This window comes from Novipirellula caenicola (genome assembly GCF_039545035.1).
GTDB lineage: Bacteria > Planctomycetota > Planctomycetia > Pirellulales > Pirellulaceae > Novipirellula > Novipirellula caenicola.
Window position 1 is genome coordinate 99,415 of the sequence record NZ_BAABRO010000004.1, and the last position, 15,159, is coordinate 114,573.

Below are 15,159 nucleotides of genomic sequence, written 5' to 3' on the forward strand. Positions count from 1 at the left end.
AACCAAGGTTGCATTGATCAACCAAGGACGATTCTCCGCCCGTCCGCTTGAGGTTATTGAGCCCCGCCACAGATAAAAACATCCCGCCAGACGCCGAAAAGCCCGGCCAGATGCCCGGACCCTCACTTCCGCGACGATTCGAAATGCACGGCGGCTCGTGATCAAAAGCCTTTGCCCCGCTGCCCAAAGACCTTCCCGTGGTGCTCGGCTTCCTGTGCTGCTCGGCTTCCCGTGCCGCTCGGCAAAGAGCGCTGCTGCCGAAGCAATGAACGTTTGACCACATGCCTGCCGGCGTGCCGACGGATTTCGTTAGCGGCTTGTTGATTCAATCCAATTGCCAATCGCAACGCTGAGTCGTAGGCCGTAAGGCACCGGCGCGCGCGCGGGCCCCGGCCGCTGACGCGTCGCGGCTCAATAAACCAACAAGCCGCCGACGATTTTCGTAACATTCAGCCAGGCTGCATACGGCCAGCCTGAATGCACTCGTTCCGCGACAAACAACCTTTCTGCTCATCCGCTACGGCACGGACGCATTACCCGCTAGAATCTTCGAACCCCCGTCTTCCCAAGTATTTGTGACGCTTTAACAAGAAACATTTGCCGTGAACGTATCTGAATTCCTGGAAAAGAATTTTCTCCATTTCAATGCCCGCGAAACCCTGAGTGCTGCCAAAAGCTATCGTGAATTTGTCGCTGCCGAAAACGGCGGCAAGATGATGGTGACGCTTGCCGGGGCGATGAGCACCGGCGAATTGGGGATCTCACTGGCCGAGATGATCCGCCAAGGCAAGGTCCACGCCATCACCTGCACCGCTGCGAACCTCGAAGAGGACATCTTTAACCTTGTCGCGCATGACGAATACCGCATCATCGAAGATTGGCGAGCATTGTCGGTCCAAGACGAAGTCAAACTACGAGACGAAGGATTCAACCGTGTCACCGACACCTGCATCCCAGAAACGGTGATGCGTCACATCGAAAGTAAATTGCTGGTCATGTGGCAGGACGCCGCCGAGAAAAAAGAGATGCGGATGCCGGCCCAGTTCATGTTCGATCTTTTGGACGACGAAGACTTGGTCCAGCATTACCAGATTCCACGCGAAAACAGCTGGGTCGCAGCCGCCAAAGACGCGGGGATCCCCGTCTTCGTTCCTGGACTCGAGGATTCGACGCTTGGCAACATCTACGCCGCTCGTGTGTACGAGGGCAAAGTGGCCAACCATCAAGCGATCGCTTCGGGCACCATGCAAATGGAAAAATTGATCCATTGGTACAGCGAGACCTCCAAGCACAGCCCGATCGGGTTCTTCCAAATCGGAGGCGGCATCGCAGGCGACTTTCCGATTTGTGTGGTCCCATTGATGATCCAAGACCTGAAGCTGGACATCCCACTATGGGCGTATTTCTGCCAGATCAGCGACGCGGTGACCAGTTTTGGTGGCTATAGCGGCGCCGTACCGAACGAGAAAATCACCTGGTGCAAACTCGAGCCAGAAGCACCTAAATTCATGGTGCAAAGCGATGCATCGATCGTCGCTCCGCTCGTGTTTGCCTATGTCCTGGAATGGTAGATTGGGGGTGGTAAATTGGAGAGGCAAGTCGCTTTAACAAGCGACGTCCTGGCGAACGCCAATTCCCAATGCCATCTCCCTTCGCCCCAAAGGGGTGAGTTTTCAGCAACGCGACACAGCGAGTCGAATATCGTGAATTTGCTGCCGAACCCCACGCCAACCGAATCGCCGGGCTACAATGACGCTCACTCGCTCGCCGCTGCACCGCGGCAAGCGAGTGTCGCTGACCGGTTTTCGCAGCGTGACACCAACGATGGTGTCCAAGGTGTTTGCATCCAATTGCAACTCGCCCTGAAAACCGGTTTTGCGATTCCCCCCTCATTTCCTTCCTGGCGTTGAAAAGGTGATCCCATGAACCGAGCTCTGCACATCAATCGTCGACAATTACTGGCGAGTTCCCTTGCAACGGTTGCCACAGCGGCCACAGCGAAACCGCTCTTGGCGTTATCGGCGAACGACCGAATGAAGGTGGCCTTTATCGGCGTCGGCGGTCGTGGCGGTGCCAATCTTTCGGCGATCTCGGCAAGCGGAGCGGTCGACGTAGTCGGGCTTTGCGATGTCGATTCTCGGTTTGTCGATCATGCGGCAACCCGATTCAGTGGAGCCAAAAAGTTTGCCGATTTCCGCAAGCTATACGACGCAATTGGAAACGAGATCGACGCCGTCGTCGTCAGCACGACCGAACACACGCATGCCTATGCCACGATGCCAGCGTTACAGTTAGGCAAACACGTGTATTGTGAAAAACCGCTCGCTTACAACGTGTACGAAACACGCCGCATCGCCGAAGCCGCGGCCGACGCAGGCGTGGTTACGCAAATGGGCACACAAATCCATGCATCGGCTAACTTTCGCCGCGTGGTTGAATTGATTCAAAGCGGGGCGATTGGTGATGTCAGCGAAGCCCATGTCTGGGTATCTCGTGCATGGGGCTACCAATCTCAAGCTGATGCCACGAAGCACCGCGACCGTTTGTTCGTGAACAACCGCCCTCAAGGTGCGATGAAGCCGCCCGCTCATCTCGATTGGGACCTGTGGCTTGGCCCGGCTCCGAAGCGTCCGTTCCACGAAGTCTACTTTCCCGGCCCCAACTGGTATCGTTGGTGGGACTTTGGCAACGGCACGATGTCCGACCTTGGTTCGCACTGGAACGATCTGCCCTTTTGGGCGCTCAAACTTGATGCACCGCAGAGCGTCGAGTCGTTCGGGCTTCCGCCGCATCCCGAAATCGCGCCAGCATCGATGACGGCCGTCTATGAATATGGCCAGCGAGGCGATTTGCCGCCGGTAACGTTAACGTGGTACCAAGGGACGCACAAACCGGAACTGTGGACACAAAACGCCATCCCTCGATGGGACAGCGGCGTTTTGTTCGTTGGCAGCAAGGGAATGCTGTTGTCCGATTATGGCAAACATGTGCTATTGCCCGAGTCCGACTTTGCTGATTTCGAACGCCCTGAACCCTTTATCGCCGATTCGCCGGGTCATCACCAAGAATGGCTGCTTGCGTGCCGCGGCGAAGGCGAGACTGGCAGTCCATTTGCCAGCTACGCCGGCCCATTGACCGAAGCCAACCACCTTGGCAATGTGGCCTATCGTGTGGGCAAGAAAATCATCTGGAATCGCGATACGATGGAGTGTGTGGGTTGTCCCGAAGCCGAACCTTTCCTTCGTCGCGAGCCTCGTGCAGGTTGGTCCCTGGGATAACGCATCCCAACTGCCCCTTTCCACGCACCCTGTGACATCGCTCGATGAATATTCTCAACCATGCTCGCAGTTTAGCCGACCAACTGGCAAACCACGAGAAACGGATCGTGTTTGCCGAGAGCTGCACTGCGGGGCTGGTTTCGGCAACGTTGGCCTCGGTACCAGGCATCTCAAAATGGCTTTGCGGTTCTGCGGTGGTGTATCGCGAGCAGACCAAGACTCAGTGGTTGAACATCGCCCCGAGTTTGATTGAAAAACACACAGCGGTCAGTGCGTTGGTTACGCTCGAGTTGGCCAAGAACGTGTTGGAACAAACATCCGAAGCCGACTTGGCGGTTGCCGTAACGGGGCATCTCGGCCCAGACGCTCCGGCACAGGTCGATGGCACCATTTACGTCGGCGTGCTGTGGCGGGGCCAACGGATTGCCGATGCTGCGGTTCGCGCGGTGCGGTTAACGGCGACCGACCGGATCTCGCGACAACAAGAAGCCGCGGGGATTGTGTTGAGCGACGCCATTGAAAGTTTGGCGGCAAAGTACCCGTCTAGTTCGCAGTAGTTTCCTTTGCTGCGAATCAGGGGCAACGAACGATCCCACGCGAAGCCAAAGAGCGACGAAGTCCGATTTAACCGGTATTCATTCCGATTTGCAGCCCATCGGGAGCGAAGATGCTGCGTCCTCCATCGACGGGCAAACAAACGCCGGTGACAAAATCATTTTCACACAAAAACTGAACCGCGTGGGCAATGTTCTCGGGGGCACCAATCTTGCCGACCAAGGTGCTTGCGGCGATTGATTGTTGCTGCGATTGACTCACCTCATCCGACAACAAAACGGGGCCGGGCTGGATGCAGTTCACTCGGACTCGAGGATTGCGGTGCGCCAACTCGACCGCAAGCGAGCGAGTCATGACCTCGATCGATCCCTTACTAGGAAAATAGGCGGCGTGATCGAGGTACGGCCGCACGGTGGCCCAATCTCCAATGTTTACGATGGATCCACCGCTAGGCTGCACCACCATCTTTAGACCGGCCGCCCGAGCGCACAAGAAAGATCCGAGTGCGTTGATCTCAAAATAACGCCGCACTTCGTCTGGCGTGATGTTTTCCAATCGTGTGGGCTGCCAAATCGCAGCCGAATTGACCAGCACATCGATGCGGCCAAATTGCGAATGCGTTTGATCAACGATGTGATCGGCCACCCCATCCTGCTGCAATGCTCCCGACGTCACGATCGCTTCGCGGCCAAATCGCTGAGTAATCTCGGCAGCTGCCTTCGCCGCATCGTCCGTGCTGGTGTTGGCGTGCAGTGCGATGCGGCACCCCAGTTGGGCCAACGCGATTGCGATCGCCCGACCGACTCGCGGGGCACCGCTGCCGGTGACCAACGCGACAGGGTTGGGACAGCCAAAAACGCGGGCAAGTGCCGATGAGTGATGCGACGCGGCCGAGGGCTCAGGTAAGGACATACTGTTATCTAGGTGACGAAGTGCGTTTTGGCTTCTCGCAAACCCCGCAAATGATCTCGATCAAGCAGCAAGAACGGGTCCACGAGCGGACGCCATGATTCACCACGTTGCGTGATTTGCGATTCGCGAAGCGGCCCGAGTTTGTCGGCCGCCAGGGCAAGGTAAGGAATCCGTTCGGGTAAGATATCCATGATCCGGCACAGCGTGGAGTCGACGGCGGTTAAATTTTGCCCGACCAACACCAACCCCATCGTTTTTTTTGTCCCCAGGATTGGGCCGTCACCTTCCATGCAATCAATCCCATCCACGATCGTCATCGTTCGCCCGACCGACGAATTGATGTCGAACACCGTTTGGGGAATGCCGTTGAAATGCAGTACGTTTTTGGGCCACCCGTATTTGCATCCTGGGATCACACCGTACAGATTCTTCATCGCTCCGGTCAGCCCCATCCAATGATGCGTTTTCATCTTTGGCATGCTAACGATCAAGTCGGCTTCGATCACGGATTGCGGGAAATAAAATTGTTTTAGCGCACAGCTGCGGCCCGCGTTCTTCACCGAACGCACTTGTTGGTAATTCAAATCGGCAAACGAGAGCTTGGCATCATGCAGCGCCTCCATCACCCCCGAATCCAACAGCGCTTGCTCGGTGTCGCGAACGTGCCCAGGACCTTCGCCAACCATCACCTCCGCATTCCAGCTACGAAACACCTCCGCAGCCGCCTGGATCATCGCCGGGTGCGTCGTCATGTGGGGCGCAAGCCGCGATGGTTCAACGAGATTGGGTTTCAGCAATACCCGCTTGCCCGCAACCCACGCCGGATCAAATTCGCACGCAATCAATCCGTCGCGAATCGTACGCACCAATTCACCATCGTATTTCTGATTCCTGGCGATAAACACCGACGAGTTCGGCTGCGAACGCTGGTTCCAATACGCAACGCCCGCAGCGCCGGCGGCCACAACGGCTCCGGACACCAGAAAACCACGACGATCCTGCTTTGACGTCGGATGGATCGGATCGCTGGAATCACTCATTGAACAGTTCCTCGGGTAGGATTCGCCAGCGACAACGGTGGCAAGTCGAGCAGAGGCGATTGATGAAACTGCGCCGCTAACATCAATTGATTTTGCCGATGCGGGTTCTCGCCCATCGCCTGCAACCGCTCGATCGCCGAGCGAAGCGGCCAATCGAATTCCAACTCAAAACCATTTTCTGAATCCCAAGCGGCCGACACCAACGCATGAATGGTCCACGTCAATGACGTCGCGGCAATGGGGCGATTCAATTCTTGTTGCAAGTAACGCACCGTGGCGTCAAGTCCCGCGGGCACCGGTGCGATACGATGCAGTGAGACAACGCACATCGCGCTAGGCAAAACATGTGCACGCAGTACCTGCCCGAGCACAAACGTGTTTCCATAGTTTGCACCTCCAGTTGGCAATTGGCGATCCAACAGCAACTGAGCCGCTTCGATCGCACGCGGATGGTTTGCCCGGTCACAATGTCGCATGGCAAGCAGCGCCATTGCGGTCGGCTCGATCCAGGAATGCGTTCCCAACACCCAAGGCCATCCGACCAATTCGGTGTCGTGCCCAATGATCTCGTTGCGAGCGATTTTCTCGCCACCAAAGCTGAGCAGGAAATCCATCCCTTTTTCGTAGGCGTCACGGCACCACGATTTCGCTTGTTCAGGCCATTGTTTTTCAAATCGTCGCCACGCGATACAGGCGAGCGAGGTAGGCCAAAACGGTCCTTTGTCATCAAGCCATACCGCTACCGAACCATTCTCGAGCTGAGAATCGAGCAGCCGCCGACATGCCTCTGCCGCAGCGCCACGACGCTGGTACGCACATGCGGTCAGCGCCGCAAACGCAACCGACTCGGCCGACGGAGGACCTTCAGAAAGGTAACCCACGATCGGCTGCGAATCCAAACGCTTGACCTGCTGCTCGATCCACTGGGTTGTATTCACCGAAGATGCGTTCGCTTCCATGTCGCCGCCATTGGATTCGTTGGGGTTAGCCGTTTGCGATAGAGCCGGATCACGCCGAATTGCTGCATTGCGTGAAATCGCCAAAGCGTTCGCATCCCTCGATTTGGAGTGATCTCTGGATGCAAAACGCGGTACCCAAACCTCGGGTGGTTGGTACTCGAGTTCTGCAATCCTACGAATCGAGCGATAGCATGACAATACGAACGTGCGATCGCGGCATGCATCAGGCCGCCGGTGAGCCCGGTTTCGCTGAAATCCGCTCGGAAACGTTACAAATACTTTGCTAGCGGTCCGCCTCGTGCAGCTCGAGCATCCACTTTGGCGGTAGTTTTGGGATCTTCGATCAACGGCGGGGCATGCGACGGTTTGACACGTGCATCGATAATGAGCGGTCCATCGCAACCCCAGTGCTTGTCAACCAGCGAAGCGTTCACTCCGGAAACATCCACTGCGGGATTACTGCGAGTAAAGGTGGTCCACAACCAATTCGAAAGCGATGCGGCGGCAAACGCACTGTCCTCGACCAAGGTCAAAATCATCACCCCGGCAAGCGAATCAGGGTGCCCATCGCTCTGGTACTGCTGCAACGCCTCGGCGAGTAGGGCGACTTGATTCGAATTTCGATCCGCCTCGGATGTTGAGTACTTCGGCGACTGGATTGCAAACACGCCCGGCATCACCCGGCGAGGGTGCGAAAACGGTTCCGGCAACGGAACATCGCTCGGCCACTCGGTCGCCAAGTTGCGAACCGGATCGCCCGAGGCAGCAACGACCAATTTCGAACCGCGGTTCAGCCCGCTGCCGCTGTAGTCAAGCGTGTCGATCGTGGTCCGTGTTTGAAAATGCAAATCGCGTCGCCAATCGACGCGCTTGAGCACGTGTTGAAAAAACGGTTCGATTTGATGAATGTCCAACTGGCCTGCGGGGTCATCGGTGATCCACAAATATTTAGCAAGTGAGAGTTGGCCGTTGCCAAGGATCGCATTGGCTTGCGTCAGCAATTCTTGTGGCTCCTGACGCTCCAAATACGGCATGTATCGTTCGCTACCGATCGCCAACAACAATGGGTGCACGCCAGCCGCATCCACGGCGTGCACCGCTTTGACTCCGGGGATCACGGTGGGAATGATGGGATCGGTCAACTCGTGGATCAATTGACCAAACGTCGTGTCTTCCTGAGGCGGCCGGCCGACGACAGTAAACGGCCATATCGCACCCTTGCGGTGCCACACATGCTCAACACGCATCACCGGGAACGGGTGTTCCAAACTGTAGTACCCGAGATGATCACCAAATGGGCCTTCGGGTTTCGTTCGCGACGGATCAATTGTGCCCACGATGGCAAAATCGGCATCGGCATAAACCGGAGCATGGTCGCCACGCACCATCGCGATGCGGCGACCCGACAATGCGCCCGCAAAGATCAACTCCGTCAACCCTTCGGGCAGCGGCATCACGGCGGCCAAGGTCATCGCAGGTGAACCACCCACCGTGATCGCGACACGTAGCGGTTCGTTGCGATCCAGTGCGGCGCGATGATGGACCCCGATCCCACGATGAATTTGATAATGCAAGCCAATCTCTTGATCTGTTACGTATTGATTTCCTGAAATTTGAATTCGGTACATCCCCAGATTGACTTTCATCAGATCACCGGCTGCGGCCGGGTCCTCACTGAGCACTTGCGGCAGCGTGACAAACGCGCCCCCGTCGTCGGGCCAGCACTTTAGTTGGGGCAGCTCGGAAACACGGCACCGATTTGCCATCACCGCACCACGGGAGACCGATTTTGGCAACGTGTGTAGCGCCGTCCAAGGGACGCCAGCGTAACGCAACGGCCGTTTGGGAAGTGCCGATGGATCCAATTTCAATTCGATCAGCCGACGCACCGATTCGAGCGTGTCGCGAAACAGATACCGCGCTTGCTCTAACGTCCCGAATAAGTTCGATGCCATGGGGAACCGTGCCCCCACCACGTTCGAGAACAAGATTGCCGGTCCTCCGCGAGCGTAAACACGTCGCTGAATCTCTGCCATTTCCAGACACGGATCGACCGGATCGGTGACCTCAATCAACCGTCCATCACGGCGTAAATCCTCGACAACATCTAGGGTGCTACGGTGCTTCACGATCAGCTTTCAAATCGAGCAGAAGGGAATCTGCGGTAGTTGTAGAACAAAGGAGCAAGCCGGCGACATCCGGCGTTCAAAAAAAACGAGTGGGCCCCCTAAGATTACTGGCTAGCTAGGATAACCGGCGAGATGTCTTTAGACTAACACCGGTCGATCGCGAAACATGATCGATCGCTACCGCAGCTGCGACATGGAAAGTGCCAGCGTCCCACAGTCTCTCAAACCCCTGAATACCGATGCTTGAAAGTCTTCCTCTTCCCTCGCCCCAAGTCATCTCGTTCACCGATGCATCGGATGCGTCCACCGATGTGTTGATCGTCGGAATTTCGGGCAAGCAGCAGGATTCGCCCACACTGACTCGGCTGAACGAAGCCGGTGACGGCTGGATCGATGGCCTGCGCGAACGCAATGCGATTTCTTGCAAACGAGGCAAGGTCAACAAGCTCGTGCCGGGGAAAAAAAATGGTCCCCCCGTTGTGCTGCTTGTGGGCACCGGCGACGACACTCGCGATGCTCGGGTCGTCGCATTTGAAACCGCCGCAATTGCCATTCGCTCGGTCACCAGCAACGCGTTGGACCAAGTTGACATCGCGCTCGGCGAGTCCTTTGATCCATCGACGCACGATGCAATGGTGGCTGGGGCGGTTTGTGCTTGCGAGAATTTGGCGATTTATCACTCGGATCCCAGCACGCATGTCCCCTCGACCATTCGTTTCTCGGGTATTTCACAGGACGCGATCGAGCGGGGCAAGATCCTTGGTCACGCCATGATCCAAACTCGCCGCTTGGTGAACGAGCCTGCAGGTGTCATCTATCCTGAATCCTTTGCCGAACAGGCTCGGAAAGTGGCCGCTGCGACAGGGATGGACATCGAAGTTTGGGACGAAACGAAACTCGAAAGTGAAAATTGCCGGGCGATCCTTGCTGTGGGCAGTGGGTCGGCTCGTCCGCCGCGACTCGTGATCCTGCGTCATCAAGGCGGCGGAGACGAAGCTCCGATTGCCATCGTCGGTAAAGGCGTGACGTTTGACAGTGGCGGTTTGTCGATCAAACCCAGCGACGGCATGGTCGACATGAAATGCGACATGGCCGGTGCCGCAACGGTGCTCGGCGTGATGCAAGCGGTCGCACAGCTCGGTGTCAAACGAAACGTGATCGGTGTTTGCGGATTGGCTGAAAACATGATCAGCGGCACCAGCTACAAACTCGGGGACGTGATCAAAACTCGCAGCGGCAAGACGATTGAGATTCTGAACACCGATGCCGAAGGCCGCGTCGTGTTGGCAGACACGCTCGACGTGACTCGCGAAAATGCTCCGTCGAGCATCGTTGATTTGGCTACCCTGACCGGCGCGTGCATGGTCGCGCTGGGGATGGAGGTCGCTGGATTGATGACCAACGATCAACCACTTTGTGATGCCGTTTCGCAGGCGGCCAAGCAAGAGGGTGAACCCGTTTGGCAGTTACCCATGTTCGAACTGTACGACGAAAAGATCAAAAGCAAGGTCGCCGACATCAAGAACGTGGGCGAAGGCCGTTGGGGCGGCGCGATCACGGCAGCCAAATTCCTCGCGAATTTTGTCGGCGATACCCCGTGGGTCCACATCGACATCGCGGGTCCCGCGTTTGTTGATTCGCCCAAACCCCACCGCGACGCTGGGGCCACCGGGGTGATGGTTCGCACCCTTGTCAATTGGATCGAATCCCAAGCCTAGTCTTTGGGGCGTCCGCCAATGCCATCTACTTTTTGTAGCGCTCCGCTACAAAGACACTTGATTCTCGCCAAAGTAGATGGCGTTGGGGCTTTGAGTGACCACGTCGAAAGTTAGGCCTTGGCTGCGCCGGGCCAGAATTTCTTCCACTTGTTGGTCACCGGTTTTTCGGCCGCCTCTTTTTCTTCGGCCGGAGCATGGGTTTTGCTGTCCAGCTTTGCTGCGAGATCTCGGATCGACTGAGTGATCGCAGCCTTGGGCGCCTGGATAATCAGCGGAACGCCGTTGTTACGGACTTCGACCATCGTACGATAGTCGTTCGGCAACAACGCGAAAATCTCGCGTCCGAGCGTCTCCTTGGCCTTCTTCAGACTGATTTGTCCCGAGTCCAATCCCGCGCGATTGACGATAATTTCCACCTTGTCTTGCAAATTATCCATCTCTTCGAAACTCATCATCAAACGAACGACGTTCCGCAAACAGGGCAAGTCGAGCTGAGTGACAAGAATGATTCGGCTGGCACACTGCATCGCGGCAATGTCCACTTGGCTGTACGTTTTCGAGAGATCAAGCACGAGGTGAGTGAACGATGCCTTCAAGAGCCCAATCACTTTGCGAATGCTGTCGCCATTGATCGACTCGGTGTCGTGAAGTTCCACCGGCCGCGGCAACAGGTACAATCCGCTGCTATGTTTTGTCAACGATCGCTTGAGCAGCTGAATATCCAAGCGAGCAATGTTCTGGACGACGTCGGCCAAGGTGTAATCGGGGATCGAATCCAAAAAGACGTCGGCATCCCCCAGAGCGAGATCGAGATCGACCAATGCGACACTGTTTTGCGGATCCGCTGCTAACACGCAGCCGAGATTCACCGCGGCGCTTGTGGTTCCGACACCACCGGTGGCTCCGGCCACGGCGATGACTTCGCAAGGCCGACTGCCGCCTTCGTTGGCGCCGAACTTTTGCTGGCTGATGCGGTCCAGCGTACTGCTGAGTTCTTCTTTGGTTAGCGGCAGCGTCAGAAACTCTTTTGCACCGGCGCGGATCGTCCGCAGGATCAAATGCCCATCGGTGCTTTCGCTGACGGCCAACAACGACGTCTCGGGCGCCGAAGTCGAAAGCCGCTGAATCAATTCAATCGCTTTGTCGGGATTGGCGTCAAGCGCGATCACTCCCGCATCGGGATTGGTTTGTTCAACGACATCGGGATAGAATTCATAGCGAGAGCAATCTGCCTCAAGCCACACCGTATCCATCCCCACGAGCATCCCTTTGAGCTGATTTCGGGATGCATCATTTGGATCAACAAGGGCTATTCTTAAAACATTACTCATAACGGCCTATCCACTGACACGAATTCTCTCTGAATCACGGACCGCGACGGAAAAGTCGCTGATCGATTTCGCGGCGGTCTAACGCGACCGCCGCGTTGGCGTCGTCTTAATTTTCGGGCGACATCACGGTCACCCCATCACCGATGACCGTTGGGGTCGATCCGGGGACGACCGCACCTTCGGGCACACCTGGGTGACGCAGGATCTCTTGGTCAAATTGGTGCGAATTTCCACCGAGGACCTGTCCACCGTACGATGGATCGATGCTGAAGCCCTGAACATCGTTGCAAGCGTTGATTTCCTCGCCGCAATTGTTCCCCTTCATGTTCGGCACTTCCAAGAATCCTCGTAGGTAGAACTCTTTGTCGTTGGGGGAATCCGAATTCAAACCGGGTCCGCTGATCGGTGCTTCACACGGATCCATCGCGGCAACCACTTCCGGAGTCACGGTCACTAGCAATTCGATGTCGTTGCGACGTTCGCTGATCCGGCGAAAGAACGTTCCGATGTAAGGCAGTTCGCCAAAGAACGGAGTCGAGCGGCGAGTCGCCTCGGTACGTGTTTGCAACAAACCGGCCAACGCAAACGTCTGTCCTGCCTGCAATTCCACCGCGGTTTCAACATAACGATGAGTGAACGCGAACACCTGAGTCGATTCATTGATGATCGAACGCGACGAGTCGACTTCGCTTACCTCGGGGCGAACTTCCAAACGAATTCGGCCGGGGCCGACCACGAAAGGCAAGAAGTCAACCGAGGTGCCATACTCTTCATAGCGAACCGATACCGCTCCGTTGCCCGATGGAACAATGTAAGGCACTTTACCACCAACGATGAAACGTGCGGGGCGTCCGTGAGTGGCGACCACCGTGGGTTCGGCCAACAATTTCACCAAATCGTCTTGGCGGAGTGCTTTGATCAGAGCACTGAAGTCTCCCGTCAATACGCTTGCGTTGGCTTGATCCGCTGCCTGAACCACACCGCTTGAAATCGTGCTGGATGATGCGTTGATCAATCCACCGGGAGCGTTGACGAACAAGTTGCCTGAATCAAGGATCGCCAAATCGATCCCCAAATCACGGAACTTGGTGCGTGAAATCTCCATAATCTTGGTGTGTAGCAGCACTTGCTGGACGCCGACCACCTTGATGTTGTTGACGACGGTCGAATAGAACTGTTCGACAATCGCGACGGCACGGTCCACGTCATCGACGCTGGTCACCGTCCCGGAAATGATGGCACTGTCGTTGATCGGCATGACCTTCAACGATGCAAACGGCAGCTGCGAACTGAGAATCCCTTCGACCTCGCGAGCATCCGCAAGCACTGTCACGTCGACCGTGTAAAGTTTGTCGTTCGTGTCCCAGAGATTCAATTGAGTCGTCCCGGGAACCTTCGCGAAGATCTGAATTTGATTTTGCGAAACCGGAGTCGCTCCAATCACTTCCTCGTTATGCACTTGGAATTTAGGAATGCGATCTTCCAATGTCAAAATGCGACTGCTTTTGACCAGCATCTCAAACCGTTCTACCGTCTGAGAAATACTATGGGATGCCATCGACTGGTTCGATGTCAACTGAACCGGTCCGTCTGCTTTTACAACAGACCAAGGGCTAGTTAACACAAGACCCATCATCAGCATCAGAGATGCGGTGGACTTGGTTGTCCAACAGTTCATTTCCATCGCGAAAGCATCCTTGCGAAGGCCTGGTGATTGGCGAAGCCAACTATGATTTGAAAAAGCATCTGTGCTTTGGACAATCAATTCAGGCAGTAATAAGTAACAAGTTCTCTGGTAAAGAGTTTTTTAAAACACGCTTGACGAGAAGTCGCTTGGTTTCAGGTGGATCGACACCCTCGATGCAACGAGTTCTCGCAATCATAGTACTAGTAATCCGAAGCCGAGTTGCCACGATCACCCGGTGGCTGAAAGAACGGGCTGTCGGCTCCGTTGAGATGACTGTAGTCACCCGGACCGGCGGGAGCGTTTGCGTCGCTGTGAGACGATTCTTCTTGCAGATCCGCGTCCGCGTCGGTCGTCTCTTGTCCGTTGCCACCGGTTGGCCCAGTATCACTGAGCACGACGGGCACTTCATTCGGAGCGATCCAGTACTCAATCATGCGGCCTTCGACCATCTTGAGCATCTTGAATCCCTCTTTGCGTTTTTTCGGTTCCGCGGCTACGGCGGTTGGGGCCGCTGCGGCGGCGGAAGCAGCCACGGGCGTTGCCACCGGTTGACGCATCTCTTCACGGCGACGGTCTTGTGCGGTTTGGTAGTCGGCTAGCCATTTCAGGAACGAGCTGGCGGCGGGACTCGGGCCCTCTTCGGTTGCAGGCTCTTCGTAGTCGCCTGGGTTGCCAAGACTTAAACGAATCTTCCCTAGTTCGTTGGCATAAGTCCACGCGTCGACGTCGTCGCTGCGAATGGACAATTGAATCGTGCGTGCCGTGGTGGGTTTTGCGTCCCCTTCGAGACGTTCGGTATTGCCATCAATCGCAAACACACGAACCCCGGTCAAAACCGTCTTGGTCATGGTGCGAGGAATCAACTCACTTTTGGTAAAGAACGCCATCACGTTCACCCGGTCACCGGGTTGAACCAAATTCGAGATGCTGTTTTCGGCGTCGGCCCGCATTGCTACCACGCTGTAACCCTTAGGAGCAGTCGCGGTGTTGGTGTCCATCAACTTGACCGGCATGACGGGTTCGCCAGCATAAAATTTCTGACGAGCGAACTTGCCGTCCAACAACCCCAGGTCGCCCACCGAGCCTTCGGGGATGCGATCGGCGGGCCATGGCTCGAGCCGAATTTTGTCGCCCGTGATCTGCTCGCCAAGGTCGATTGCTTTGGCAGCGACAAAAATATCGACGGTCGGTGCGGCTTCGCTTGTTGTGCCGCGAGCCTGCATCCATTGGCTAATGCCAACCGCTGCAATCGTACCGCAAACGCAAGCTAGAAGCAGAATGAGTGATTTATTTCGCATGGCTAATCAGACGTGCCTGAATAGGAGCTGTCGTTTGGCAGAACATTTACAAGGGTCGAATCCGGCTTAGTCCGTATGTTCCGACTCACATGGGTTTTCGGTTTTGCAAGAGCGATCGCTGCAACCGATACCAGGGGGATGCTACGACCACTAGATTCAGCAAAGTCAACGCAAATTGCCCACGATGACATTCAGCCGGTTTCAAACGGGGCGAGCGCAAAAAAGGAGGGAGCACAAACTGCGCCCCCTCCT

The 15,159-nt window shown here is 56.1% G+C and carries 12 protein-coding genes; 5 read left to right on the top strand and 7 right to left on the bottom strand.

Annotated elements, in window-relative coordinates:
- Positions 1-602 precede the first annotated feature (602 nt).
- The 4 genes from ABEA92_RS10130 to ABEA92_RS10145 all read left to right on the top strand — a co-directional run bounded on the left by ABEA92_RS10130 (position 603) and on the right by ABEA92_RS10145 (position 3,835).
- Complete coding sequence (locus ABEA92_RS10130) at positions 603-1,571, top strand: deoxyhypusine synthase family protein (protein WP_345683713.1); 969 nt, start codon at positions 603-605, stop codon at positions 1,569-1,571.
- A gap of 132 nt (positions 1,572-1,703) precedes the next feature.
- Positions 1,704-1,910 (top strand): hypothetical protein, encoded by a 207-nt coding sequence (locus tag ABEA92_RS10135; protein ID WP_345683714.1) that lies wholly within the window; start codon positions 1,704-1,706, stop codon positions 1,908-1,910.
- A gap of 12 nt (positions 1,911-1,922) precedes the next feature.
- A complete protein-coding gene (locus ABEA92_RS10140) occupies positions 1,923-3,278 on the top strand; it encodes a Gfo/Idh/MocA family protein (RefSeq protein WP_345683715.1) in 1,356 nt (451 codons plus the stop codon).
- 44 nt (positions 3,279-3,322) lie between these two features.
- On the top strand, positions 3,323-3,835 hold the full coding sequence (locus ABEA92_RS10145) for a CinA family protein (protein WP_345683716.1): 513 nt from the start codon (positions 3,323-3,325) through the stop codon (positions 3,833-3,835).
- Between the two features lie 67 nt (positions 3,836-3,902).
- Here ABEA92_RS10145 and ABEA92_RS10150 read toward each other — a convergent pair whose 3' ends face one another.
- From ABEA92_RS10150 to ABEA92_RS10165, 4 genes are all read right to left on the bottom strand, one after another.
- Positions 3,903-4,745 (bottom strand): SDR family NAD(P)-dependent oxidoreductase, encoded by an 843-nt coding sequence (locus ABEA92_RS10150; protein WP_425572420.1) that lies wholly within the window; start codon positions 4,743-4,745, stop codon positions 3,903-3,905.
- Positions 4,746-4,753: 8 nt separating this feature from the next.
- Positions 4,754-5,785, bottom strand: a complete 1,032-nt coding sequence (locus tag ABEA92_RS10155; protein ID WP_345683717.1) for a DUF362 domain-containing protein — start codon at positions 5,783-5,785, stop codon at positions 4,754-4,756.
- Positions 5,782-6,828: a hypothetical protein gene (locus ABEA92_RS10160; RefSeq protein ID WP_345683718.1), complete on the bottom strand. Its 1,047-nt coding sequence runs from the start codon at positions 6,826-6,828 to the stop codon at positions 5,782-5,784. The genes ABEA92_RS10155 and ABEA92_RS10160 overlap by 4 nt, the downstream gene beginning before the upstream one ends.
- A 185-nt stretch (positions 6,829-7,013) precedes the next feature.
- Positions 7,014-8,873, bottom strand: a complete 1,860-nt coding sequence (locus ABEA92_RS10165; RefSeq protein WP_345683719.1) for a UbiD family decarboxylase — start codon at positions 8,871-8,873, stop codon at positions 7,014-7,016.
- Positions 8,874-9,112: 239 nt separating this feature from the next.
- Between ABEA92_RS10165 and ABEA92_RS10170 the strand changes: the two genes are divergently transcribed.
- Positions 9,113-10,591: a leucyl aminopeptidase gene (locus ABEA92_RS10170; protein WP_345683720.1), complete on the top strand. Its 1,479-nt coding sequence runs from the start codon at positions 9,113-9,115 to the stop codon at positions 10,589-10,591.
- Between the two features lie 110 nt (positions 10,592-10,701).
- Here ABEA92_RS10170 and ABEA92_RS10175 read toward each other — a convergent pair whose 3' ends face one another.
- From ABEA92_RS10175 to cpaB, 3 genes are all read right to left on the bottom strand, one after another.
- Entirely contained in the window at positions 10,702-11,922 is a 1,221-nt protein-coding gene (locus ABEA92_RS10175) for a nucleotide-binding protein (RefSeq protein ID WP_345683721.1), read from the bottom strand.
- A 106-nt stretch (positions 11,923-12,028) separates the two neighbouring features.
- Complete coding sequence (locus ABEA92_RS10180) at positions 12,029-13,480, bottom strand: type II and III secretion system protein family protein (protein ID WP_345683722.1); 1,452 nt, start codon at positions 13,478-13,480, stop codon at positions 12,029-12,031.
- A gap of 329 nt (positions 13,481-13,809) precedes the next feature.
- Positions 13,810-14,907: a Flp pilus assembly protein CpaB gene (cpaB, locus tag ABEA92_RS10185; protein ID WP_345683723.1), complete on the bottom strand. Its 1,098-nt coding sequence runs from the start codon at positions 14,905-14,907 to the stop codon at positions 13,810-13,812.
- Positions 14,908-15,159: the final 252 nt, after the last annotated feature.